Origin of the sequence: Gayadomonas joobiniege G7 (assembly GCF_000300815.1) — a bacterium.
GTDB lineage: Bacteria > Pseudomonadota > Gammaproteobacteria > Enterobacterales > Alteromonadaceae > Catenovulum > Catenovulum joobiniege.
In genome coordinates, this window is the sequence record NZ_AMRX01000008.1 from 589,629 (window position 1) to 615,236 (window position 25,608).

Consider the following 25,608-nt stretch of genomic DNA (forward strand, 5'->3'; position numbering starts at 1 on the left):
TAATTTTTTAACAAAGCACATAACGCTTTAGTGTTCATACACACTGAGTGTGGATGAAGCTCTTATTGAACGGGCAAACGGCATAACCGGTATAATTGGATACTGCTGGTTTGATTTATGCTACATATGCGGCAGGTATTTGTTTTTTCAAGCTGAGCTGGCACGGCAGGTGATTTCCTTCTTGTTTGCATTTTATCAATCCATTTTTAGCGCGTTTGTTCGCTTAATACGTTTTAATTTAAGCCAAATGAGTCGTTTTTTGCAACTTTATTTTTAATATGCACAGCAGGGCCTAACCCAATGGGCTTTGACTGTTTTACATTGTGCTTTAATGAGTTATTAACACATTAAGATCCACTCACTAAGCTCATTTTTGTTTTTTATATGTTGTTTGGTTTACTAATTTTATCAAGGTTCATCTTAATGTATGACCTTTAATTAGGTGTTATTAGTCGAGTTAAATCAATCATACTTGCTTAAAATAATCTGGTAATACACTTGGTTTTAATTTGGTCTGCATAATTTAATTTAATTGGTTGACAGTGTGGGTGCCTGTTGGCTAGTATATGTGTGTTGACAGAATAAAGTGAAATATGTGTTAAAGAATTAAAATTATTGGGTCACTCAAGCTCATCAAATTAATTTCTCAGTCAACATATAAACATTATTTACATATTATAAAATTACATGACTTAGGAGTCTGATATGGCAAATCCAACTATTGGTTTTATAGGCCTTGGTTTAATGGGTAGCAACATGGTTGAGAACCTTCAGAAAAAGGGCTACAAACCAGTTGTTATGGACTTAAATAAAGACGCTGTGGCAGCGGTTGTTGCGCGTGGTGCAACTGAAGCTAAAACTGGTAAAGAGCTTGCAGAACAAGCGGACATTATCATGCTTTGTCTGACTACTTCTAATGTCGTTGAAAAAGTGATTTACGCTGAAGACGGTATCTTAGCTGGCATCAAAGAAGGTGCGGTTTTAATTGATTTTGGTACTTCTATCCCAGCTTCTACTCGTAAAATCGGTGCTGATTTAGCTAAAAAAGGCGCTGGCATGATTGATGCGCCTTTAGGTCGTACACCAGCTCATGCTAAAGATGGTTTATTAAACATTATGGCTGCCGGTGATAAAGAAACATTTGAAAAAGTAAAACCTGTATTAGAGCAGCAAGGTGAAAACGTTTTCTATTTAGGCGCTTTAGGTGCCGGTCACACTACTAAGTTAATCAATAACTTTATGGGTATGACCACAGTGACCGCAATGTCACAAGCTTTTGCCGTGGCTGACCGTGCCGGTGTTGACCGTAAGCAATTGTTCGAAATCATGTCAACGGGTCCATCAAACTCTCCGTTTATGCATTTTTGTAAAAACTACGCCGTTGACGGTGTAAGCGATTTAGGTTTTTCAATTAATAATGCAAACAAAGATTTGGGTTATTTTTTAGAAATGGTTAAAGATTTAAATACACGTGCTCAAATCGCTGAAGGTACTTCTGCCAACTTACAAGCGGCTGTAGACGCTGGTTTAGGTAATGGCAATGTTCCAGAAATCTTTGATTATTTTCTTAAATTAGAAAAATAATTCCAAACGAGGATATCACAATGAGCCAAAGTGAAATATTTTCTTACGGTAGCGAAACCGAAATCGAAGACATCGGCGGTGGCCTTCATCGTCAGATGTTGGGGTATAACAAAGAGTTAATGGCCGTCAAAATTTGGTTTGACAAAGGTGCCATAGGTTATAACCACGCACATAGACATTCGCAAGTGACCTATATTGTTGAAGGCGAATTTCATTTTAACATCGATGGTGTGACTAAAGTTTTAAAAGCGGGTGATAGCTGCTTAATTCCACCACATGCAGACCACGGTGCAACGTCACCAACTGGCGGTATCTTAATTGATACCTTTAGCCCAGCACGTGAAGATTTTGTCGACGATTTATAAATAATATTTGTTCCTAAACAAATAAGTGGGTAAATATAAGGCGCAACTCGTCAAGTGCGCCTTATAAACTAATTATCCATGTTTTATTTTGGCATTGCCCATATAGCTTTTTCATCAAGCTTATTGCTACTGATAACCTCAGATCCTAAATCCGTTCTGTCGTAACCCGACGTTGAAAACATCAATTCAAAATTACTATTTCCTGATTGTTTTAAACTTGAAAAATGATGAATAAAGTTTTTTGAATACAGCTTTTTGGGGTTAGTTAAAAATCTCGCCATCTGTATAACAGATGCATCGGAAAAGCCCGCAAAGGTCATAATTAAGTTGCCACTTGGGCCGTTAAATCTTGCAAATACACCATAGTCTGTATATTCCTGATGAGGGTTTCCTCGCACGCTATATACTTTTCCAGATTTTTTGTCCGTTAAGCGGCTTGCGTATTGATCCAAGTGTAAATTAGATCCGCGTAAATAAACGTCTAAGGTGCCAAGGGATTTATACAGGCCTAAATAGATTAAATTAAAGTCGCGTAAATCATCTGGTGTTAAATCTGAAATGAGCTTAATGTTTATTTTTCGTGGATCGCTAAACAAAGGCAATAAATGTTTTGCGGCAAAAACACTATTTTTTAATAAAAATGGGCTTTTGCCGGGGCGCAGTTTTCCTCTTTTGTGCGGGTACTCAGAAAAAAAGAGCTCTAGGTCCTGATCGCTATTAATATTATAATCTCTAATACCGATTGCGCGTCCTGTTTCTGGGTCTTCCCCATGCAACATGTATAGATTGCCTATCACCAGCAAGGTCGATTTGTCATTGTTCAACAAAGGTTGCCACAAAGGATGTTTGCGGACTTCTTGATAAGGGGTTAACTGCGTGTTTTTTTCTGCTTGTATTAGCAGCCAATTTGCCGCCAAAGAAAGGATCAATAACAGCGTTAATCCTATTATAGCGACTGATTTTATTTCTGAGCTTTTGTCGGGTTGGCGCGTATTTGCGACTTCACCGACTGGTTCTATTGGTTTGCTTGTCGAGGCAGTTTTTGTCGATCTTATAGGAATGCTTGCCTCTAAATCTTGATTTTGTTTTGCATCAATCTCTAAAACTTTTTCATCGTCTGTTTCGGCTTTATCATTTGTTAGTTTTTCTTGATAGCTAAAGTTAAGCCCATAACCGCCTGGTGGGATATTTATTTTTAGCTTTTGATCTTCCCCCTCGGTTTGATAATAGGTTTTTAATTTTTTACGAAGGTTAGATATGTAAACTCTAACAAAAGCATCTTCTGCTGGATTAAAGTCGCTTTCGCGATCAAATACCTTAACTGCGAGTTCAATTTCTTTTGGCGGTTTATAGTCTGACTCTTGTTCAGTTAAAGATAAATAGTGCTCAACTAAATAACTTAGCAATTTACAGTTAACTTTTGAGCGACCTATAGTTTGGCTATTTTTGATCTCGTTTAAGTGGCTCAAGAGCTCATTTTTATTGGGCTTGTAGCTTTTTTTAACAATCGTTTGCATAGTTATTTAACAGTTAAATTTACGTTCTAATTAAATTTTGTTGGTGATTTGTTACTTATGTTAAATCAGGTTTTTGTTTACTCTTAAAACCTAGTTTATATAACTTCTGTCACGACAGATAGTATTGAAGGTAAATTATGTATTTTATCAATAAATATAAAGAGTGTTTAAAAGTACTGTTGCTAACGAGTTTATTTGCTGATGGTGCTGTACTCGCAAATGAAAATGGTAAAAAAGCGTTTAATGCCAATTGTCAGGCTTGTCATAAAGTGGATCATTTTACCACTGGCCCGTCTATGGTGTATATGCGGGATACATACCCAGCGGATAAAACCGCTGAGTTTTTAAATTGGACTAAAAACCCAGGTAAAAAAAATCCAGATACCATCCAAATGCCACCGATGGCTCACCTGGGGGAAGATACCTTAACGGATATTCATCAATATATTTTATTCGTAACTCAGCATTTAAAAGAGCGCCAGCCTAAACCTAAGTTTAAGCCGTTTAGACCGCCAGCTAAAACCTTTCCTTATTTAACGCGTAAATATCTACCGTTTACCAGCCCAGCTTCTATTGCTATCAGTTTAAGCCCTTCGCTTACTTTGGTATGGGACACAACTATCGCGAGATTGCGTTATGTCTATCCAACTCACGCGCCTTTTAACGGCGAAAACGCGCTCGAAGAAAACCGTGAAAAAGTGCTGTATTGGGAGTCTGCTGAGCCGATTATACTGTCAGGCAACCAAGATATCTCTTTTATCGGTTACGACATGCACAGCGACATACCTGAGTTTATTTATCAAATAGGGGCAGTCCGTGTACGTGAAAAAATAAGCCAAGGTGCTACAGAAAAAAGCTTCAAGCGCACATTTAAAATCAGTGGTGTCGATAAAACCATTAACCTTAATTTTAGCCAGTTAAACCCTAGCCAGCAAAACAGCGCCAAGCTCAAAGTGAACAAAGGTCAATGGGATGGAAAGCAGCTTAAATTAACCGCCGCGCAAGCTCAAAACTTTACGGTAGAGGTAAGTTTATAATGAAAAAATTTGCACAAAATTTATTATCTAAGTGTGTTTTAGGGCTAGTGGCTTTCGCTACGACCAGTGCGAATGCCGAACAAGAAACCCAAAAAAATTCTTGGTTAGACTACTATTCCATTGAACGAGTTGATTACCCCGAAACGGTTGATCCACAAATCGGTGGCTTAACTGTTATGCAAGACGGCCGAATTGGTTTGGCGTTAAACAGTGGTGAGATAGTGATCTATGACCCTAAAAAAGGAAGCTGGAAAACCTTTGCCAAAGGTTTGCACTTACCGCTCGGCATTGTGGAAGAGCGCCCAGGCACTTTTGTTGTAATGCAAAAGCCCGAATTAACGCGAATTAGTGATACCGACGGCGACGGCAAAGCTGATCAATACCGCACTTTATACGATGATTTTGGCATGACAGGCAACTACCATGAATTTGCGTTTGGGCCGGCACGCGATAGCGAGGGTAACTATTATATTTCACTTAATGTTGCGTCTAATTTTGCGGGTGTATTTGAAAACATTCGTGGCAACTATAGTGATAAATGTAACCCTAAAAAAGAAATGGAAAAATACCATGATAAACAAGCGTGGATAAAAGGTTATCGAAAACAAGTCACTCGTATGTTTTCTTGTGCGCCTTACCGAGGTTGGGTGATAAAAGTATCGCCAGACGGCAAAGCTGAACCTTTTGCGGCTGGTTTTCGCTCGCCAGCGGGTGTACACGTAGATAAAAGTGATCAACTTTGGGTCACTGATAATCAAGGGGATTGGATAGCAACCAGCCCTTTAGTCGCGGTAAACAAAGGTGACTTCGCCCATCACCCAGCGGCACTCAACTGGTTAGATGGATGGGATATTGCACATAAGGATATCAAAACGTCGGATATCGAAAAAATGCGTAAACGACCGGCTGCATTATTTCCTCAAGGCGAGTTAGCCAACTCACCAACACAACCGCTTACGACCACTGGCCATGCAAGTTTTGGTTTACCCGAAGGGGAGTTAATCATTGGCGAGATGAATATGTCGCAGTTAATTAGATATTTGCCAGATCAGGTAAAAGGTCATAAACAAGGTACTTTGATCCCATTTATTGGCGGTGAAGAGTTAGGAATCGGTAACTTCCGTTTAGATTTTGCCAAGGATGATAGCCTTTGGATTGGTAAAATCCATCTAGGTTGGGCAGGGGACGAAGGCTTAGTCAAAATCCAGCGCACTGATAAACCTATGTTTATTGTTGAGCAGGTCAAATTAGTTGAATCGGGTTTTAAAATAACCTTTAACCAGCCAGTTAAATCCTTGCCGCAAGACACTAATATCACGCGCCATACTTATCGGTATCACAAACATTATGGTTCGCCAAAAATTAATTTACAAGCGGTTGATTTCACCGTTAAAGCAGTGGCAAATGAGCCTAACAGTATCTTGTTATCGACAAAAGATTTAATTAAAGATCATTTATATACCATTGATCTAGGTGCCTTGACCGATGAAAAAGGCCGCCCGTTAATGGGACACGTACTTAGATATCAGCTAAGCCAATTACCTTAATGGTTTTAGATTTTAAAAAGAGTAAAACGCATGAATAATAATCTAGTCACTAAAAACCAACTTTTGTTTGGCTTAAGCTTGTTAGGGTGCAGCATGATGCTGAATGCAAATGAGCCAAAACCCTCCCCAAAGCTGACCGAAGTTTGGCAACCAGTGCCACAAAAAGTCAGTGCAAAACCGATCCCGTCAGATGCAATTATTCTGTTAAATAAAGGCGTTGATGTAAACGCACAATGGCAGCATACAAATGGCGACTCCGTTAAGTGGCATTTGCAAGAGGGTATTTTAACGGTGACCCCTAAATCAGGCTCTATTATTAGTAAACAAAAATTTTGTGACATGCAAATGCATTTAGAGTGGCGAGCACCGCGTAAAGAAGAAAGGGCAGCCAATGCCCCAGGCCATGCCAACAGTGGCATTAAAATACAGAGGCGTTATGAGGTGCAAATATTAGAGACCTACGGGCGGCCAATTTATGTTAACGGCCAAGCGGCTTCTATCTACAAACAATCGGTGCCTCTGGTGGATGCTATATCACCAGCTGGTGACTGGAATAGTTACGACATTATTTTTAAAGCGCCAAGGTTCGATGAGCAAGGTGAGTTGGTTAAAGCCGCTAACATCAGTGTGTTACACAATGGGATCTTGGTTCAAGATCAGTACGAAATTAAAGGTAAAACTATGTATGTAGGCGAGCCTAAATATTTTGATGCCCATGGCTGCGAACCTATTTTACTGCAAGATCATGGCGGAAAAATTAGTTTTCGTAACATTTGGGTGAGGCCGCTTTAATACCCTTCAGCGTATTTGTTAAAGCGATAAAATCATGTTTTAATCGGATATAAAATAAATAAATTATATTTAAACGGATTATATATTAAATAATAGAGAGCAAGCACTATGTTAGCTAAATTTAAAACCAACCTTAATCGCGTATCTATGCTCACATGCACTTGTTTGGTGATGGGTGTTATGAACCCGTTGAATTTGGTCGAGGCTGCCAACAAACAGAAAGTACCTGGTTATACCAATACCCCAATTATTCCGGGTACTCAATGGCATGTGCATGATCCCAATAGACCTCAGCCGAAAATAGTTACAACTCAATCGGCGGTTTCTGTGCCACCACCGTCAGATGCAACTGTTTTATTTGACGGTAAAAATATGGACGCATTTGCGAGAGCTTGGGGTGATGACAGAAAACCTGAATGGTTAATAGAAGACGGAGTAATGACCATTCAACAGGATCCAGAAACCGGTAAACACCAGTCAATACGAACCCGTCAAGCATTTGGTGATATGCAATTGCATGTCGAGTGGCGATCGCCTGCGCAATTGGATAAGTATGCGCCATCGCGCGGGAATAGCGGCCTATTTTTAATGGGGCGATATGAGTTTCAGATAATGCAATCTCATAACAATGCAAATTATCCAGACGGTCAAGCTGCTGCTATTTATGGTCAAACGCCGCCACTGGTTAATGCGGCAAGGCCAGCAGACGAATGGCAATCTTATGATATTATTTTTGAAGCCCCTGAATTTGATAAACAAGGTAAGTTAGTTAAAAAAGCTCATGTCACTGCGTTTCATAATGGCGTTTTAGTGCATTTACGCACGCCAATAGAAGGTCCCACACGACATAAAAAAGTGACACCTTATAAAGCGCATAAAGCTAAAGAGCCTTTGGTCATTCAAGATCATGGTTCACCCGTGTCCTTTCGCAATATCTGGGTTCGCGAGTTAGACTTAAAGCGGCCTTAGTAGAAGTTGCTGTTGACTAATCTCAGTACAGCAATTGCGGCTGAGATTAGCACAAGCGTTAGACTAGAGCTCAATATTAATTAGTGCGCTGGGCGGGACGCTTTTTTTTCGGTCGCGGCGCTTTAAACGGTTTTAGTTTAAGTAAAGGTAAATCTTTTTTGGCTTGATAGTCATCTAGTTTAACGCGCTCTATTAACTCACCAATCAAAGATTCTATGCCTTGAAGTTGTTTTAACTCGTCAAAACAGACTAAAGACACAGCATGACCTTTAGCACCCGCTCGGCCGGTACGACCAATTCGATGCACATAATCTTGCGCAACATGAGGCAATTCAAAGTTTATTACATGCGGCAGCTGCGCAATATCTAACCCACGAGCGGCAATATCTGTCGCCACTAGGACTTGTAACTCATTGGCTTTAAACTCGGCTAAAGCGCGGGTTCTAGCCCCCTGACTTTTATTGCCATGAATGGCTGCACTTTTAATGCCCGCTTGATCCAACTTTTTACTCAGTCTATTGGCGCCGTGTTTAGTGCGAGTAAATACAAGCACTTGCTGCCAATTATTTTGTTTGATCAAACGTATTAATACACTCGCTTTATCGCCTTGATCAACCACGTGTAAGATTTGTTGAATAGTCTCGGCGCGGCTGTTTTCCGGATCGACTGAAATTTCACTGGCATTATGGGTAAAGGTTTTTGCTAGCTGGCGTATTTCTGGAGTGAAAGTGGCCGAAAATAGTAAACTTTGTTTATGTTTTGGCATTAACGCCGCGATTTTACGAATATCGCGTATAAATCCCATATCCAGCATTCTATCGGCTTCATCTAAGATAAAAAGCTCTAACTGATCAAATTTAACCGCATTCTGTTGATATAAATCGAGCAAACGGCCCGGTGTTGCAATTAAAATATCAACGCCACCGCGCAACTTTTGCATTTGGGGATTAATTTTTACACCACCAAAAACGACCGTGCTTTTAATATTGGTAAATTCAGCGTATTTAGCCACATTGTCGGCAACTTGTGCCGCTAACTCGCGGGTCGGTGTAAGAATTAAGCAGCGTGCTTGATTTGCACGAGCACTCTTACCAGCGCTTAACAGTTGGATCACAGGCAGCGTAAACGCAGCAGTTTTCCCTGTCCCTGTTTGGGCTGCAGCCATTAAATCTTTTTGTTTTAAGATGAGTGGAATAGCTTTTTTTTGGATTGGTGAAGCTTGTTTATACCCTTGTTTATCGATCGCTTGTAATAGAGATTGACTTAAACCGAGTTGCGAAAATTGACTTTGAGACGACATGAATACCATTAACCTAGGAAGTGAGCACGCATAATACAGGCGCTGACCGATAAGGGCAAACAAATCCTTGCCTGATATTTTGTTATATTATAACATTGCAATAATAAAGAGTAATAATATAACATCTAAAGGCATGCAAATGAATTCATATCAAAAAACTAAATTAGCCCTTGGGGTGGCGGCCTTGATGCCGACATTCGCAAACGCTCAGTTTTTACATGGCATTGTGGTTGATCGACAAAACCAACCGATAGCGAATGCAAATATTCGTTTAGAAAGCGGAAATGCACAGGTAAAAACAGATCAATCAGGGCGATTTAAATTACCAGCCAATTCTGGTGAGCAAGAAATCCATATTTTTACTAAAGGCTACGCTCATCTTCATCAAAACATCCAAGTGCCAGCCAGCGGTTTATCAAACCAAAGATTTGAGCTGTCACAGTCGCCAATCGAAGTCATCGACGTGGTTGCTGCACCTGTGCACTTATCTGTCATGGAGTCGGCAACTCCGGTCACTGTGTTGGGTGGCGAGACCTTGCGCCGTCAGCAAGCTGCAACCTTAGGGGATAGCTTAGAAAAGCTGGTGGGGGTACAAACAAACTTTCATGGCAATGTTGCCAGCACCCCGATCATCCGTGGGTTAAGTGGCCCGAGAGTCATGATTGCTAAAAATGGTTTGGATGTAGGTGATGTGTCACGAACAGGCCCAGATCATTCAATCGCAGCGGAAGCCTCTACGTCACAGCAAATTGAAGTATTGCGCGGGCCAGCAACTTTGTTCTACGGCAGCGGGGCTATTGGCGGTGTGGTTAATGTGGTTGATAAACGTGTACCCACTAATAATCAAACCACAGGGGAGTGGTCGCTTGAGCACAGTACCGTAAATGATAAAAATCTAGCCAACTTTAACGTAACAAGCGGTTGGAATAATATTGCTGTATATGCGGATGGTTATTGGCGTGAGTCGGATAGTTACGAAATACCGGTAGAACCTGGCATTGTTGAAAACAGCCAAGAAGAATCTGATGGTTTTACGTTAGGGGCCAGTTACTTGTTTGATCAAGGTTATGTTGGCGTTTCGGTTGAGCAGTTTAACCGTGAGTATGGTATACCCGGTCATTCACACGGTGGTGAACATTCTGATGAAGCCGAATCTGTTTATGCCGATTTAGAGCAAACACAAGTTCAAGTGTTAAGTGAATTAAACTTTAACAACCACCCGTTGATTAAAAAAGTATCAACTCGGGCTGCGTTCACCGATTATCAACACATGGAAATCGAAAATGGCCAGGTCGGAACCCTGTTTGACAATCAAAATAATGAAATCAAATTAGAAATAGAACATCAAGCGTTTGCTCATTGGCATGGTGGAATGAGTTTGCAAGTTAAAACAAGCGAATTTTCAGCAGTTGGTGACGAAGCGTTCACGCCGGCGTCAGATACGGATGCATTTGCGCTTGCGTTCATGGAAGAAAAACATTTTGATGAGTTTTTACTGCAATTAGGCGCCAGAGTTGAGAGGGTCGAAATATCTACCGACAACCTGCTATTACCGTCGCTTGATATGCACGAACATGATGATGGCGAGCATGACGATAGCGATGAGCACAGTCATGATCACGGCCACGAGCATGACGAAACAGTCACTCGCGTGTTTGATGTAGAGCAAACTTTTACCCCTGTTAGCTTATCTACCGGTGTGGTTTGGAAATTTATGCCAGGCTACAATTTTGCCGTTTCATTATCACACGCCGAGCGCGCGCCATCAGCGGCTGAGTTGATGTCATTTGGACCTCATATAGGAACAGGATCATACGAAGTAGGCGCACTCTTCGAATTGGTAGAAACAAAGGGTGAGCATAGTTTTGTCTTGAACGAAACACCAATTGAACTAGAAACATCGCAAAATATAGACCTGACTTTCCGAAAAAGTGAAGGCGCTTTAGGGTTTGTATTTAACGCATTTTATAACCAAGTTGATAATTATTATTACCAGAAAACAACGGGATTATATGCTGAATTCAGTCATGACCATGATCATGGCGATGAGCATGACCATGGGGATGAGCACGACCATGGTGACGAAGAAGCGCATGTAGATGAATTGCCAGTGTATTGGATGGCAACCGACGATGTGATTTTAAAAGGCTTCGAAGCACAGGTTGCTTGGCAAGCTTCACCTGCGTTAAAGCTTACCTTGTTGTCTGACTATGTGTCGGCTGAATTAAAAAACGGCCAGCCGTTGCCACGCACGCCACCGCTTAGATTTGTCGGTCAAGTCAGTTATAGCGCCTTTGGTTTAAATACTGATCTAGATATTACCCGTTACCAATCACAAGATGATGTTGCACCAAACGAAACTGAAACCGACGGTTATACCTTGGTCAATTTGCACTTTTCATACGATCTAAGAGTATTTGAACAAGAAACCTCGCTGTATTTTAGTGTTAAAAATCTTACAGATACCCAAGCCCGTGTCCACAGCTCATATCTAAAAGAGTTAGCACCTCGACCAGGGCGTGATTTTACAATCGGTCTACGCGGTTATTTTTAATTATTACAAAATCCTAAAACATACGGAACAGGAAGCAAATATTATGCAAAGTTATTTAAAGTTGAAGCCACTGGCAGTATTGATCAGCGCTCTGACATTGGTTGCCTGTGGTGATGCAGAAACCAATATTGTTGAAAAAGACCCAATTGAAGTGCCAGATGATGATCATGACCATAATGATGATCACGATCATGGTGATGGTTATCTTATTGATAGTGCGGGTCGTTTGGTTGTGCTTTCGGCTGCCAGTAATCACGCTGATGTATATGATTTAGACGAAATAAGCTTATTAAAAACCTTTAGTTTAGACAGTGAATTACCGGCATTGTCGGCCTCAGCGGGCTACCGATACGCAATGTTGAATTATCGCTCGGCCGACAAAGTTAATTTTATCGATGGTGGTTTGTTTCGTGAAGATCATGGTGACCATTTGCACGACTTTGAACAAGATCCGGCTTTAACAGATTATGAAGTAACAGGTAGTCGTCCAACTCATATTGTTAATCATGATGGTCAAACAGCGATCTTTTTTGATGGTAATAGTGAAACTGGCGAAAATGCCGCGGTAATTGTATTAACTGATGCGGATATCAGCGGCGAAAGCAGTGATCTCGCTACCTTGGAATATTCAATAAACATGCATGGTGTCGCCAAGCCGGCAGGAGATATGTTAGTTTCTACTGTGCGACGCAGTGATGATGAAAATACGTCAAATGCTAAAGTATTGCCTGATCAAGTAGCGGTATATCATCGTCATGATGATCATTTCCATCAAGAGCATGTTTTTACCGAACTTTGTCCTGATTTGCACGGCGCCGGTCAACAAGAACACCATTACATCTTTGGTTGCAGCGATGGTGTATTAGTGGCTGTGGCTGAAGACGAAAGCTTTAGTGCGGTTAAAATTGATAACATTGATGCGGTTGGCGATTTACGTATTGGTACTGTATATGCGCACCATGATGCTAGTACCGCCATTGGTGTTGCTTCAGCACATGGCGGTGGCCCGGCAGTTTTGGTCACCTTAGATGCCGAAAATGCTCAAATGAGCGAAATCGATTGGCAACCATTAACAGATGCAACGCCGGTTGCTTACGCCTTTTCCCACGATGGTGAGCACTTTTTAATTTTAGACAATCAAGCTCAATTAACCTTTTTATCTGAGCAGAGCGAAGGCGAACAAAACAAATGGGTCTTTGATGAAAGAATTAGCATCAGTGATGAAGATGTGAGTCAAATGCCAGAAGGCTATGGCTTTAAGATGACGGTCGCGCAAAATTCAGATATGGTTTATGTTGCTGATCCTATTGCTCAACATATTATTGCCGTTGATTTGCATGATAAAACAACAGAAGAAGTTGTTGAGTTAAATTATGCACCTGCTGCCATCACTTGGTTAGGGATTGCCGAAGAAGAAGAGCACGACCACGATCACTAAGTGTTCAATGTTGGACAGCTTTCAACTGACCCACGCTTATTATAGTGATAAGCGTGGGCTTAAGTAATCTAAAAACGCTTTAATGCGAGCGGAAACCGCCGTATTTTTGTAATACACAGCTTGCACCGCTTCACGTGGGTTAGGCGACACTATATCCTCACTAAATACGCTGATTAAGCGGCCATCTAAAATATCTCGATTAACCATAAAGTTTGATAATAAAGCAATGCCCTGATCGGCCAGACAAAGTTGGCGTATTGTTTCACCGCTTGAGGCTCTGATCGTAAAATGTAGTTTAACTGCTTGTTTTAGAGGCCATTCATTCAAACGTGAACCTAAACTGAAACCAATTAACTGGTGTTGTGCTAAGGTGCTTGCATTACCCTTAATTGGCCTGTTTTTTAAATAGCCCGGGCTAGCCACTAAATGTAAACGGCTGCGACCCAATGTACGCGCATTTAAATTTGAGTCTGAAAGTTGGCCGATACGAATGGCAATATCGGTTTTATGTTCAAGCAGATCTATAATGCTGTCATTGCTGGTAATATCTAAGCTGATATTTTCGTAGGCTTGCATAAACCCCTTAATATTTGGTGTGATTTGATGTAATACAAATGGGCTCGCTGCATCTATTCTTAATTGACCTCTCGGAGTGCCTTTAAGTAAACGTAAATTTTCTTCTCCTTTTTCTAATAAATTTAAACCATCGCGCACATAGGTTAAAAATTCTTGTCCTTCAACAGTTAATTCAATACGCCGCGTTGTTCTGTTAAATAAAGTGACTTTCAATGTATCTTCAAGTCGACTGATTGCTCGACTGACCTTTGCAACCGGCTGATCGAGTAGCCGAGCCGCAGCAGAAAAACTGCCACTATCGTTCACAGTTAAAAAGGCTTGCAAGTCTTGGGTTTTGCTTTGTACCGACATTGAACTGACCTATTTTTGCAGATTATATAAAAATATTTTGCCATTGTTGCTACTTTTTGCAATGTGAAAGAGCAGCAATATTTAAACAGCAAGTATTTAAATAACAGCCGCTCGATAGTGTATGAGGTTAAACTTGATAAAATTGGTTAAGGGGTAATTGGCGGTGTCTTTGCCCCGTTGCGGCAAAAATAGCGTTAACAATACTCGGGGCAACGGGTGGTAAACCCGGCTCACCAACACCACCTGGTTGGGCTTCACTCGGTACTAAATCAACATGAATCTCAGGCGCTTGGTTGATTCTAACAACTTGGTAATCATTAAAGTTTGATTGTTCAACGGCACCGTCTTTAAAACTGATTTTATTGAATAGCGCAATTGATAGGCCAAATATTACACTACCTTCCATTTGGGCTGTGACTCTGTCTTCATTTACCCAAGTACCCACATGGGCGCTGATATAGACTTTTTTTACGAGGAGTTTATTATCCTTGACCGAAACATGGGAGACAACCGCAATGTCGCTGGCAAAACTATGGTGCAATGCAATTCCTAGCGCTTCGCCTGCTGGTAAGTGTGATTTTTGCGACCAACCAGAGGATTGATAAACCTGTTTAAGCGCAGCGTTCAAACCTTTATTTTGGTCATTTTTTGCCAATAAGTGTTGCCAATGTTCGACCGGATCTATTTGCATTTGATGAGCCATTTCGTCCATAAAGCAGCCGATAGAAAAGCCATGTTGGATGTTTGCAACAGAGCGTAACCATGCAATCCGGGTTTGTGCAGGGTAGGGAAAACTTAAAGTTTTTTGACTATCTATCGCATAGTTATGGCGGATCAAATCCTGCATTTCACCACCACTTGGATGAGTTTTATTAATATTAAATAAAGACGGAATTGGGGTAAAACAGGTTTCTGCTTGCCACTCATGAATTCGCTGATGTTGGTAGCGCGCTGTATGTTTAGTTATGCTTGCAGCATGGTAATAATCATGCTGGATATCATCTTCCCGTTGCCAAATTACTTTTACTGGTTGACCGGTTTGACGGGCTAATATTACCGCTTCCATAACAAAATCAGGTTGCGCTTTGCGGCCAAAAGCACCGCCTAAAAAGGTCACATTGACTCGAATATTTTTTTCATCTAGGCCAGTAATTTGTGCAGCTTTTTGTTGCACCGCTTGGGGAGACTGCACACAAGCCCAGATTTCTAGGTTAGACTCAGAGTGAAACACGGCGCTTGCAGCGGGCGGTTCCATCGGGGCGTGTGCTAAGTAAGGCAACACATAAGTGGCTGAAAATTGATTTAAATCATTCGGCAATGGAGTGTCAGGTTTTTTCTGAGCACGTTGTTTCGCGTTTAGCGCCGTCAGATTTTTTGTTTTGTAGTGTAAGTCGGTGTCACTGTGATAACCATGATAGTCTGTTTGTTTCCAGTCAACTTTAAGGGCTCTAACGCCTTTGATAGCGGCCCATGTATGTTCGGCCAATACTGCAACCGCTGGTAAGGGGTTAAAGTGCGCTGGAAACGCTCCACTGCCTAAAGTCAGCACTTGTTTTACGCCGTTAATTTTTTTACATTCGCTGTCATCGTAAGCCTCAATTTCTGACGATAATACTGGCGAGCGTTTCAGACAGGCATATAACATATTTGGTAGCATGACGTCTTGGCCGAACTCGGCCCGACCGTTCACCATTGGGTTAAAGTCAATTGAGGTGATGCCTTTTCCAATATATTCAAATTGCTCTTTAGATTTTAGTGTCAGTGACTTTTCATCTGGGATTGATTGTTTGGCAGCCAGTTCAGCTAACTCACCAAAAGCCGCTTTGCGGCCGGTTCGGGTATCAATAATATAATGTTTTTGTGCCGTTAGTTGAGTGACTGGAACTTGCCATAATTGAGCGGCGGCTGCTTTAAGCATATAAAGCGCGCTCGCACCTAGCAGACGAAGTTTGTTGTAATATAACCTAATTGAGCGGGAACCATCGGTATTTTGATTGCCGGTACGTTTGTCACCAATTGATTGCTGCACACTCACATATTGCCAGTCGGCATACATTTCATCGGCGATTATCTGGGCAAAACTCACACGGATCCCTTGGCCCATTTCAGAGCGATTACACAAGATCTCTAATTGATTATCTGAATACAGGTTAACAAATAAATTGAGCTCGGATTTTTGCGCGGTTTCGGTGGCAGCATGAGCTAACCTACATTTAAGTGAAAATAATAAACCAGCGCCGGCACTGGCTTTTAATAATTGACGCCGACTTAAATTAACAATATTGACAGAGGTTGATTTACTCATCGTCACTGGCTCCTTTGGCGACCGATAAAATCGCTTTTTCAATTCTTTGATAGGTGCCACAGCGGCAAATATTGCCAGACATTTGCTGAATAATTTGTTTGCGATCTAGCTTGTCATTGTTTTTTAATAAGGCCACCGCTGACATAATTTGGCCTGGTTGGCAGTAGCCACATTGTGGCACCTTATGCTCAATCCAGGCTTGTTTTATCGGGATGGCTTGGGTTTGATATTGGCTAATTTTATCAACTTCTTCGATGGTTATTAACTCGCCGTTTTGCACGGCCGCAACTGGCAAACTGCAACTGCGTACCGCATGACCATTAAACAATACAGTGCAAGCCCCACATAAGCCTTTGCCGCAGCCAAATTTAGTACCAGTGAGGCCTAATACATCCCTTAATACCCAAAGCACAGGCATATCAGGGTCAACATCAACGCTATGGGTGCGCTGGTTAACGCTTAATTCATAAATCGCCATCTACTTCACCTTTGTTAAATATAAGTTATGGTAAGCCACCAGATCCGCTCGGGTGTCTACGTCTATCGTGGCTGAGCTGAGTTCAATTGAGTTTATTTTTTCGGCTTTTTGTATCAGATTCGCGGCACCTCGATCGCCGGTAAGTTGTTTTAGATGTTCAAAGTAGCGCATCGGAAACACAGTAGGGCAGCCAAAGATATTTTGGTAATAGGCCGATGTGATATAGTTAGGTTTGGTGCGATGCAAAGCTATAAGTGTCTTATAGCTGGCTAAACTAATTGCTATTTGGTCAAGCGGCTGTATTAAAACGCCGTCAAATCTGTTCGAACTTTGCGCTAAAGCTTGCACACCTTTGGCAATTGAGCCGCCAATCCCGGTTTGCCAGTCGTCGTTATACACTGGCTCTAGCCTGTCATAATGAGTTAAATACGGTGTAATTTTGCCAGCGTTGGCACCCAAAACGATAAAAATAGGCAGTTGTAATTGTATAAGTTTGTTAATTTGATATTGAATAAGTGGGGTTTGATGAACCCGTGCGATTTGTTTAATTCCGTTAAAGCGACGACTCTGACCCGCAGCTAAAATTAAAACAGCCAAATTCATTGCATTTTTCCGTGTATAACGGCTTGAATTTGGCTGAGACAAGATAATGCTACTTCTTCTGGTAGATTTCCGCCAATATCCAAACCAACAGGGCCAAAACATTTATGATTTAGTGGTTCAGCAATGCGTGCCAACAAGGTTTCTTTGCGGTGCTGCGGGCCTAACAAACCTAGATATTTGAGATGTTTTTGTTGGTTAAGTTGGCGCAAAGCCTGTTCGTCAAATTTTAGGTTATGGCCCATAACAACGGCAGCATCTACATCGGGTATTTGTCGTATTTCAGGGCGTTGATAATTCAATTGGCAATTTTCCGGAAACAAACTCAGTGGTAAACGGTTAGGCCGGTGGTCAAACAAATATACTTGCCAGCCCAGTATCATCGCCATGTGTGCCAAAGGGACGGTATCTAAGCCGATACCAAATAATGCTAATCGGGTGGTGGGCTGATAGGTGAAAACATTCACAAAATCGGGGGAAGGTCTATCAAGGCAACGATTAACCGATTGTGAACAAAACTGATAATAAGCCACTTGGCCGTTTTTCAAAAACTCATAGAGTTTAACTAAATCTTGGTAGTCGTTCTCTGCTGATACTACTTGTAATAATACACTGATCTCACCGCCACAGCCGGTACTGGCTAAGTGGGCATTGTCCGCATCTGACTGAGCTTGGTAGATCAGTGTTTTTGTTTTATTTAAGCTGATGACTTTTTGTGCATTGCGTTTAACGTCGGCTTCTAAACATCCTCCGCTGAGCATTCCTAGGCTATGCCCTTGATCGCTGATTAACATGATAGTGCCAGCTTTTAAATAAGCTGAACCCTGAGTACGACTAATGCTGGCCAATACCCAACGGCACTGCTCTTTTAACGAATACCAAGCCGTTAACAAAGACTGAATATGACAACTTTTCAGCGAGTTAAACAAAACGAATAATCCTATTAAAAAGCCCGGCGTGGCCGGGCTAATTTGAGTTATTTAACTTCAACCACAGTGTAGTCATCGAAGAAGATTCGATCGCCTGGGGTCATTCCTTCAAGCAAAAACTCAGGTAACACAGCAATGTCGCCGCCTGAATTCATATCGGCCCAGGTTTCAGGAATGGTGAACGAATCGGCTGTGGTGTCAGGGTTATCGTCCCACAGCTGATCTTTAAACTCTACGTACTGCCATTCACCTGGTGATACTTTGGCAACAAATTCAGGACCATTTGCACGGCGGGCTGCACGCGCTTCGCTGCCTTTAACATCAGACGTTTCCCAGGCTAATAAATGATGACGTAAGGTCACTTCATCTGTGTTGCTCGGATCGGCTCTGACCACTTTTACCCACATACCTGCTTTAAATTCGAGTCCCCAAGAACCACCTTCTGCTTGCGGTTTAGCAATGCCAAACTGAGCTGCAAAGTAGCTATTGCCAGTTGGACCTTTTTGGTAAGTTGAGTAGTACATACCCACTTCTCCTGTATAACCATCTGGCAGAGTGTAAGCAATTGCATTGCCAGCGATACCGTCTGCTTTTAAGTTTGTTGCAGCATAACCAGGTAAAAACCACCAGCGTACATTGTTATTAAACTGAGTATTATCATCAAACGACATATCAACGTAACGGGGATCTAAGTTTTTTGTGTTACAGGCAAGGTTATCAACGACCTCAAATGAGGCTTGTGCATCCTCAACCGTAGCTAAACTTACATTTACCTGTTTGTCTGTTACGCCTGAGTCTAATGTTTCAGTTCTAAAATAACCAATTTCAGAAAAATTGCTAAGCTGAAGGGTATTGACTAATTCGACACTTGCATCGTTGGCTGACCAATCATAAACAAAAGTTCCTCCAATTTGAGTATCAGTTTGGGCTTGAGGTATTACCTTAAACGGCGTTGCACTGCAGGTGGGCATTTGGCGAACCTGAGCATTGTTTTGTATGTTAATTGATGCAACGTTAACAGGTGCTTCAACCACTTTTAATGAAACCGTATGGCTAAAGCGGCGTGTGCTTTCTTCATCTGATCGTGCGGTAACCGTTATATTGGTCGTTCCGGGTTTGATGCCGGTAATAAGACCATTTTCGTCCACGGTTGCAAGTGATTCGTCTTCAATGCGCCATTCAAAAATATAATCACAGGCATAAAAGGGCACTGGCGTCGCCGTAGCTTGCATAGTACCACCAGCAGCAACGTCGATTCTTGGCACATCGTTGGTGTTGATCATGACTCCCTCAAGTGGGTCGTCTACTGCATTGAGCGTCAAGTTTAATGTTTGTAAAGGCGCATCGCCATCATAATCAAACCCATTGTCTATGTTGTAGCTTATTTGATAGGTAAAGCTGGCTGGATTAAGTTCACTGGTTTCACAGCGACGAAGAATATCGGCGAACGCATCGGTGTCCACTTCAAGCCGATTGTTTTTTATAACAAAAGGAGAGATATCTTGGTTATCTGACAGTCCTTCTTTTTGCGGTGGTAAGAGATCTTCCGCCCCACCAAATTCAAAGTTGCGTAATAATACGGTGCCACTGTACTGGCTCAGCGGTTTTCCGTTTACGTTCGCATTGGCAAGCAGGTCGACGTATTGCAAGCCACTTGATTCATTCATTTCGGCACTGATGCCGCCGTCTTTCAATTCGATTGCATTTGCTGCATTGAATTTAGCATCGTAACCTTCTTCGCTACCACAGGCCGTTAACATGGCCGCCGCGATAAGGATAGAAAGTGGTTTTTTTAGTAAGTTGTTATGCATCTTACTTCTCCAAAATTATTCGTTTAAAAACTTAACAGATTAAAATGACGCGCGTAGACCTAAGCGGAACTGACGACCGTTTCTAAATACCGACAAAGTACGCTCTTGAGTAATGCCGCTGTTTTCCATTACGTTGCCTTCGTCCATAACAATTTGACTTAAATCGTCAATGTTGGCGGTTTCCGAACTGGTGTAAAAAACACGTCTTTTATCATCCGTCAGGTTGGTCGCATGAAAGGTCAACGTCAGCGTTTTGTTAAGTTTATAGGTAGAACTAAAGTCTAATCTGTTGGTTGGTTCCATCCAGGATGCGCCACCAATTAAACCACGATCTACTAATTGCAAGCTGTTGTATCTATGAGCTAAACGGAGTTCCAAACCATCCTTTTCCCAGAATAAAGCGGTATTAGAGCTATGTTCAGGGGTAAAAGGCTGTGGTAAAGGTTTGAGTGTGCGTCCGCTATTCCCAACTTGTTCAGCATCGGATTCAGATTCTTGGTATGTGTAATTCACACTTAGACCTAAACCAGATAATAAACCAGGTAAAAAGTCATAGTTTTGGGTATAACTTAATTCGATACCACCGATAGTAGCCCCTTCACCATTTGTGATGACATCTAAGTTAGCTTGATGACACTCAACTGCCCACGCATTATTTTGCGACGCTGCATATCTATGTGGCATACAGTTGTCTTCATCCCCGGGGAGGCGACTTTCATTAATCGGTAATAAGATATTTAAGTTTTCTGGGTTGTAGTCGGTTCTTATATCTCGGTAGTGAAACGGTGTGTTGACTGTTTCTTCAAAGTTAGTCATGTCTTTATAAAAAAACGCTGCAGACAATAAGCCAGTGTCGTTAAAGTACCATTCCCATGATATATCAAGGTTTTTAGATTCCAGTGGTTGCAGTGCAATGTTACCCACTTGACCTGTTGCTGCCGGTTGCCAAATGTTTTCATTGATCGCTAATCGTGGGTTTAATGAATCAAATCTTGGTCTAGCCATGGTTTTAGACACAGCAAAACGTCCGATCATTTCTGCGTTAATTGCATAGTTCAGGTTTAAACTAGGTAACCACAAACTATTGCTGGCAGATCCTGAATTAGAGGACTCGCGCAAATAAGAGTTTGCTTGGTTGCCGTTAGGCCCAGTGACTGATGTGGTTAAATCTAAGTATTGCCAAACTTGACCTGCTTGGCTGAAGTGTCTGTGATTGTTTCGAACCGTATCAACCAGTTCTCCATTAATATCATAAATCTGGTTCGGCAATGGATTATTGGTCACCACCACTGGCGTCGCACCAGAATAATCAACCCAGACTAAACGGTTAACATCCGGCCCTGTATTACCGTTGGCATCTTGTAAACGCCAGCCTTCATTCGCTGTCCATGGAGTGGTGTTCTGGTTTCTAAAATCGTAGCCGTGCGTGATCGCCCAATCCCAACACCCACTTGGCTGCTCATCGGCCGCTAAACCGAAGCGCGTATCTGGGTTTCCATCGGGTCCAGGCAGTGGCACGCCCGGCTCTGGACAAGGTTCTGAACCTTCGATGTCGGCTAAGCGGCGGACAATGAGTAAATCATGTGGGTCCATTACATGCGGATTTTTATAGAAGTCAACACTACCCACACCACTGGCTTCGTTTTTATCTTCAACATAACGAATGCCTAAATTACCGGTCAAACGTCCGTCAATAAATTCAAAGTTGATTTTACCGTAAGCTGCGAGTGTTTCAGTTTGAATGTTACGGGTACCCGCTCGGTTAGGGGTTACCCCGATTGAACCTGCGTCAGCTTGGGTAATTTCGGCAATCGCTTTTGCAGGGTCTAACATAGGCCAGCCTTTAAACCAGTCATTGCTGCGATCTGCAATTAAACCTTCTGCAAAATCAGCATACGGGAATGCATTCCCGCTTAACATATCCGCTGCGGTGACCGATTGCATGCCCTCGGTTGAATAACTAAGATTGGCATCGTTTTCGTCAACAACCGTTTGCCCGTTGTTAATGGTTTCATTTTGTGTAAAAACATCCTTTTCACGGGATGAGTATTTAACTCCAAATTCTGCTTTAGTGAAGTGATCAAAGTTTAACAACCAGTCAAAGTCTAAAAAAAGCGTTTTGTTAGTATCTGTTTGCGTATTGTTACGGAAATTCAATGCACCTAGATGGTTAGCTTGTAAATCGAATGGGTTGAAGCGGCTCGTTGCATAGCTAATACTTCCATCTAACGGATCGATAACTGATTGTTGAGTCCCCGAAAAATAACTACATTCAGAGCCATCACAGTCGTAACCAATAGGTTCTAAAATCTCACTTGGCATGTTTTCAATAATACCGCCGGTGGTTGTACCCCAAGTGGCAGACGTTAAACCGATAAAGTTGTCGGTTTTATCTGTCGTTTTAGAATAACCGCCGGTTAGTTCAGCTTTTAGATTTTCTGTTAACCAGTGTTCGGCTTTGAGAGAAACAACATTGGTTTCAATTTCAGTTTCACCGGTTGAGATATTAAACATACCAGATTGGGTACGACCGAGAGATTTTTCTAACGTTTGTGTTGCTATGTTAACTCGATTAAAGTCAGCAATTGGATCTGCGCTACTAAAACCAGCCGCCGGTGCATGGTTAAGTCGCATCGTGTGGTTTTCAACATCAGTTGTTCTTTGTGTGTGAGTGATGTCTAATTGAATATCAGTAGAATCGCTTGGTTTCCACTGTAAGCCAGTGTTTAGAGTTAGACGATCGTTAACATTTGTATTTAACATCATGTTTGTGGTGTTGCGTGCTAATACAAAGAGATCACCTTGATGCGCGACTTGAGTGTCCGGATCCCAATTCGTTAGATCATCTGTCGTTTGGCCTTCTTGCAAAATACGTATGTATTTTCCGGTTGCAGTATCATGTGCTTTTAAACCTGTGCTCGATTCTAAATCTTCAATTTGAATTGCACCATCGATCCAACTGGTATTGATTCTGTCTTGGCGGCTTTTAATCTGCTCTTTTGTCACTGTGATGATAAAACCAAGTGAGTCATCGAGCAATTTTTCTGAAAAACTACCACTCAGTAAATAATCATGTTCATCAGAAAAATCATTGTAACGAACTTCAGCTTGCAGGTTTCTTCTTGGTTTGTTTAGACCTAATGGTTTTACCGTACGTAAAACGACGTTAGCACCTAACGAACCTTCGTTGTGATCCGCTGCAGAGGTTTTGATGACATCGATTGATGAGAGTATATTTGATGAAAATGCACTTAAGTCGACACTTTGGTCTGCTGATGGGTTACCTGTACCACCGTTAAAACCACCGGTTAACGCTACTCCGTTAATCGAGATTTGATTCAATGAGGGGCCTGCGCCACGCACGCTAATACGAGTTCCTTCACCCCCTTCGTCTTGCACTGTCACACCGGTCACACGGGATAAGGCATCGGCAATGTTCTGGTCTGTTGATTTACCAACGTCTTCGGCGTGAATCGAGTCACTGACACTTTGCGAGAAGCGCTTAGCGTTGACTGCTTTTTGTAAACTCCCTCTAAATCCAGTGATCTCTATGGTTTCTATGTTTTCATCTGCGTTTAGATCTTCATTTTGAGCCGATTCAGCTGCGACTGAAGAGAAGCTGGCGAATGTGCCTGCTACCGCTAGCGTCACTGCACTTAGTCTAAAAATGTTCTGCATGGTGTTCTCCACTTGCGTTTGTTGTGGCCAAGTATAAGCTTGGCCCAAGGTGTTAAGGGTTAATGCTGAGTTGATCCGCTTTAATGTCTTGTTTTTTCCAGCGGTATTTATCCATTCGGTCGATGTCGTAGTTTTCAAACTTGCGTTTTAATAACCATAGCGGGCGATCTAAACTGGATTCCCAGTCAAACAATTGTTTAAACATGTTTTTGACTTTATCCGGGTAGACAGCAGCCAAATTGCGGACTTCTTTTTCATCACTGGAAACCCGGTAAAGTTCGGCGGGTCGGTCTGGGTATCTAACCAGTTTCCAATCGCCATCGCGTACTGTGGCTCGTACGTCTTTTTTCCAAAATAAGGTTTGATGTGGTCGGTTTTGTTTTTCGCCCTGCAGATAAGGAATCAGGTTAACGCCATCAATATCGGTTAACTGATCCATTGAACCGCCTGCCGCGGCATAAAACGTGGGCAGCAGGTCGAACGTCATAACAGGGTAGTGGTATTTTTGTTTTCCGCTAAGTTTGGCTGGCCATCGCATGATCATAGGCACACGTAAACCGCCTTCGAGGTGATTTGACTTAGTGCCACTAAAAGGCGCATTATCAGATGCATTTTTGTCGGTGGGACCACCATTGTCGTTCGTGAATATCACTATGGTATTATCAGCAACGCCCAACGTTTCTAAGGTATCTAATAAATGGCCACTGGCTCTATCTAATGCTAACGTCATCGCTGCCACTATTTTTCGATTTCCTGATAGGTGCGGGAATTGAGCTAAATCTTCTTCTGTGGCTTCCATCGGTGTATGAACTGCATTAAAAGAGACAAAAGCAAAAAATGGTTTGTTCTTTTTAACTTGCTGTTTAATAAACTGGCTCGCATCCTCAGCTAAAACGTCAGTTAAATAGCCTTGGTGCTCTTGATAAAATCCAAAACCACGCTCCAAATAAGCCAAGTGTGAGTGAGCTCGGCGTTTTGCTGTATAAGGAAAAAAGCTACGTTGACCATCACGAAAACCATAAAACTCGTCAAAACCACGTTTAGTTGGGTGGTATCGGTCGGCCCCCCCTAAGTGCCATTTGCCGTAATAGGCGGTGGCATAACCGAGTGCTTTTAAATAATCGCCCATGGTTTTTTGATCTAACGGAAGGCCCATTTCGTCGCCTAAAAGCGCTGAATTTTTATCCATGTAGCCAGGCACATTGTTTTCTTCAAAGCCAAATTTCTGCTGATATTTTCCCGTAATTAAACCCGCACGCGATGGGCCACAGGTTGGGTCAGTGACATAAGCTTGATCGAATATGATCCCTTCTTCAGCCAGCTTATCTAGGTTAGGCGTGCGCATCACTTTGCTACCGTGAAAGCCGAAGTCTGCATAACCCGCATCGTCAGCAAATAACACCAAAATATTCGGCTGTGTAGGCTTTGCCTGTACTTGGCAAATACTTAGAGCCGCCGCGGCAATTAAAAGCAATTTAGTTTTAACTCTCATTGTCTTTCCTGTGAAAAGTGTAAACGTCATATGTTTATTAAGATGAAATTAAAGCATAGGATTAATTTATATGCAATATGTATCAAATGTTTTTTTTATGTTAACTCTAAGGGCGGAATTTATTTCAGCTTCTCAGCTGCTGATATTGAGATTTGCCGCCTCGTTCTAGGTAGCAAAGGTAAGTGATTAGTGGCAATACCGCATTGTGATTCGTCATCCAGTGAAGCAACGATAATTTGTTAGTCAATACTGCGTGCAATTTCAAAAAATGACTACACAACTAGG

General features: G+C 41.9%; 18 protein-coding genes. 8 read left to right on the forward strand and 10 right to left on the reverse strand.

Going from position 1 to position 25,608, the window contains the following annotated elements; all coding sequences use genetic code 11:
• The first annotated feature begins 705 nt into the window (after positions 1 to 705).
• Together C727_RS0117065 and C727_RS0117070 are read left to right on the forward strand one after the other, a co-directional pair.
• Positions 706 to 1,584, forward strand: a complete 879-nt coding sequence (locus C727_RS0117065) for an NAD(P)-dependent oxidoreductase (RefSeq protein ID WP_017446880.1) — start codon at positions 706 to 708, stop codon at positions 1,582 to 1,584.
• Between the two features lie 20 nt (positions 1,585 to 1,604).
• Positions 1,605 to 1,949, forward strand: a complete 345-nt coding sequence (locus tag C727_RS0117070; RefSeq protein WP_017446881.1) for a cupin domain-containing protein — start codon at positions 1,605 to 1,607, stop codon at positions 1,947 to 1,949.
• Between the two features lie 83 nt (positions 1,950 to 2,032).
• Here the strand turns inward: C727_RS0117070 and C727_RS0117075 are convergent, their stop codons facing one another.
• Positions 2,033 to 3,466: a helix-turn-helix domain-containing protein gene (locus C727_RS0117075; RefSeq protein ID WP_017446882.1), complete on the reverse strand. Its 1,434-nt coding sequence runs from the start codon at positions 3,464 to 3,466 to the stop codon at positions 2,033 to 2,035.
• Positions 3,467 to 3,603: 137 nt separating this feature from the next.
• Here C727_RS0117075 and C727_RS0117080 point away from each other — a divergent pair, with 137 nt between their 5' ends.
• From C727_RS0117080 to C727_RS0117095, 4 genes are all read left to right on the forward strand, one after another.
• Positions 3,604 to 4,503: a c-type cytochrome gene (locus C727_RS0117080; protein WP_017446883.1), complete on the forward strand. Its 900-nt coding sequence runs from the start codon at positions 3,604 to 3,606 to the stop codon at positions 4,501 to 4,503.
• A complete protein-coding gene (locus C727_RS0117085) occupies positions 4,503 to 6,050 on the forward strand; it encodes a DUF7133 domain-containing protein (RefSeq protein ID WP_017446884.1) in 1,548 nt (515 codons plus the stop codon). Before C727_RS0117080 ends, C727_RS0117085 begins: the two co-directional genes overlap by 1 nt.
• Before the next feature lie 30 nt (positions 6,051 to 6,080).
• On the forward strand, positions 6,081 to 6,842 hold the full coding sequence (locus C727_RS0117090; RefSeq protein ID WP_017446885.1) for a 3-keto-disaccharide hydrolase: 762 nt from the start codon (positions 6,081 to 6,083) through the stop codon (positions 6,840 to 6,842).
• 180 nt (positions 6,843 to 7,022) lie between these two features.
• Positions 7,023 to 7,811 (forward strand): 3-keto-disaccharide hydrolase, encoded by a 789-nt coding sequence (locus tag C727_RS0117095; protein ID WP_237742355.1) that lies wholly within the window; start codon positions 7,023 to 7,025, stop codon positions 7,809 to 7,811.
• Positions 7,812 to 7,887: 76 nt separating this feature from the next.
• Here C727_RS0117095 and C727_RS0117100 read toward each other — a convergent pair whose 3' ends face one another.
• Positions 7,888 to 9,111, reverse strand: coding sequence for a DEAD/DEAH box helicase (locus C727_RS0117100; RefSeq protein WP_017446887.1), 1,224 nt, complete (start codon positions 9,109 to 9,111; stop codon positions 7,888 to 7,890).
• Between the two features lie 139 nt (positions 9,112 to 9,250).
• On the opposite strand from C727_RS0117100, the gene C727_RS0117105 reads away from it, so the two are divergent.
• Together C727_RS0117105 and C727_RS0117110 are read left to right on the forward strand one after the other, a co-directional pair.
• Positions 9,251 to 11,665 carry a TonB-dependent receptor gene (locus C727_RS0117105; protein WP_017446888.1) on the forward strand — a complete coding sequence of 805 codons (2,415 nt, stop codon included), beginning with the start codon at positions 9,251 to 9,253 and terminating at the stop codon, positions 11,663 to 11,665.
• A gap of 43 nt (positions 11,666 to 11,708) precedes the next feature.
• Positions 11,709 to 13,103 carry a hypothetical protein gene (locus C727_RS0117110; RefSeq protein WP_017446889.1) on the forward strand — a complete coding sequence of 465 codons (1,395 nt, stop codon included), beginning with the start codon at positions 11,709 to 11,711 and terminating at the stop codon, positions 13,101 to 13,103.
• Between the two features lie 39 nt (positions 13,104 to 13,142).
• Here C727_RS0117110 and C727_RS0117115 read toward each other — a convergent pair whose 3' ends face one another.
• The 8 genes from C727_RS0117115 to C727_RS0117150 form a co-directional block, all read right to left on the reverse strand.
• Positions 13,143 to 14,030, reverse strand: coding sequence for a LysR family transcriptional regulator (locus C727_RS0117115; protein ID WP_017446890.1), 888 nt, complete (start codon positions 14,028 to 14,030; stop codon positions 13,143 to 13,145).
• A 127-nt stretch (positions 14,031 to 14,157) separates the two neighbouring features.
• The gene (locus C727_RS0117120; protein WP_017446891.1) at positions 14,158 to 16,335 is read right to left on the reverse strand and encodes a xanthine dehydrogenase family protein molybdopterin-binding subunit; all 2,178 of its coding nucleotides are present in this window, start codon (positions 16,333 to 16,335) and stop codon (positions 14,158 to 14,160) included.
• The gene (locus C727_RS0117125) at positions 16,328 to 16,813 is read right to left on the reverse strand and encodes a (2Fe-2S)-binding protein (protein ID WP_017446892.1); all 486 of its coding nucleotides are present in this window, start codon (positions 16,811 to 16,813) and stop codon (positions 16,328 to 16,330) included. The genes C727_RS0117120 and C727_RS0117125 overlap by 8 nt, the downstream gene beginning before the upstream one ends.
• The gene (locus tag C727_RS0117130; protein WP_017446893.1) at positions 16,814 to 17,416 is read right to left on the reverse strand and encodes a nucleotidyltransferase family protein; all 603 of its coding nucleotides are present in this window, start codon (positions 17,414 to 17,416) and stop codon (positions 16,814 to 16,816) included. It abuts the gene before it with no gap.
• Positions 17,413 to 18,342, reverse strand: a complete 930-nt coding sequence (locus C727_RS0117135) for an XdhC family protein (RefSeq protein ID WP_017446894.1) — start codon at positions 18,340 to 18,342, stop codon at positions 17,413 to 17,415. Before C727_RS0117135 ends, C727_RS0117130 begins: the two co-directional genes overlap by 4 nt.
• Positions 18,343 to 18,389: 47 nt before the next feature.
• Positions 18,390 to 20,153: an Ig-like domain-containing protein gene (locus tag C727_RS19220; protein ID WP_017446895.1), complete on the reverse strand. Its 1,764-nt coding sequence runs from the start codon at positions 20,151 to 20,153 to the stop codon at positions 18,390 to 18,392.
• Between the two features lie 39 nt (positions 20,154 to 20,192).
• A complete protein-coding gene (locus tag C727_RS0117145; RefSeq protein WP_017446896.1) occupies positions 20,193 to 23,831 on the reverse strand; it encodes a TonB-dependent receptor in 3,639 nt (1,212 codons plus the stop codon).
• A gap of 52 nt (positions 23,832 to 23,883) precedes the next feature.
• Positions 23,884 to 25,323 (reverse strand): sulfatase-like hydrolase/transferase, encoded by a 1,440-nt coding sequence (locus C727_RS0117150; protein ID WP_017446897.1) that lies wholly within the window; start codon positions 25,321 to 25,323, stop codon positions 23,884 to 23,886.
• Positions 25,324 to 25,608 lie beyond the last annotated feature (285 nt).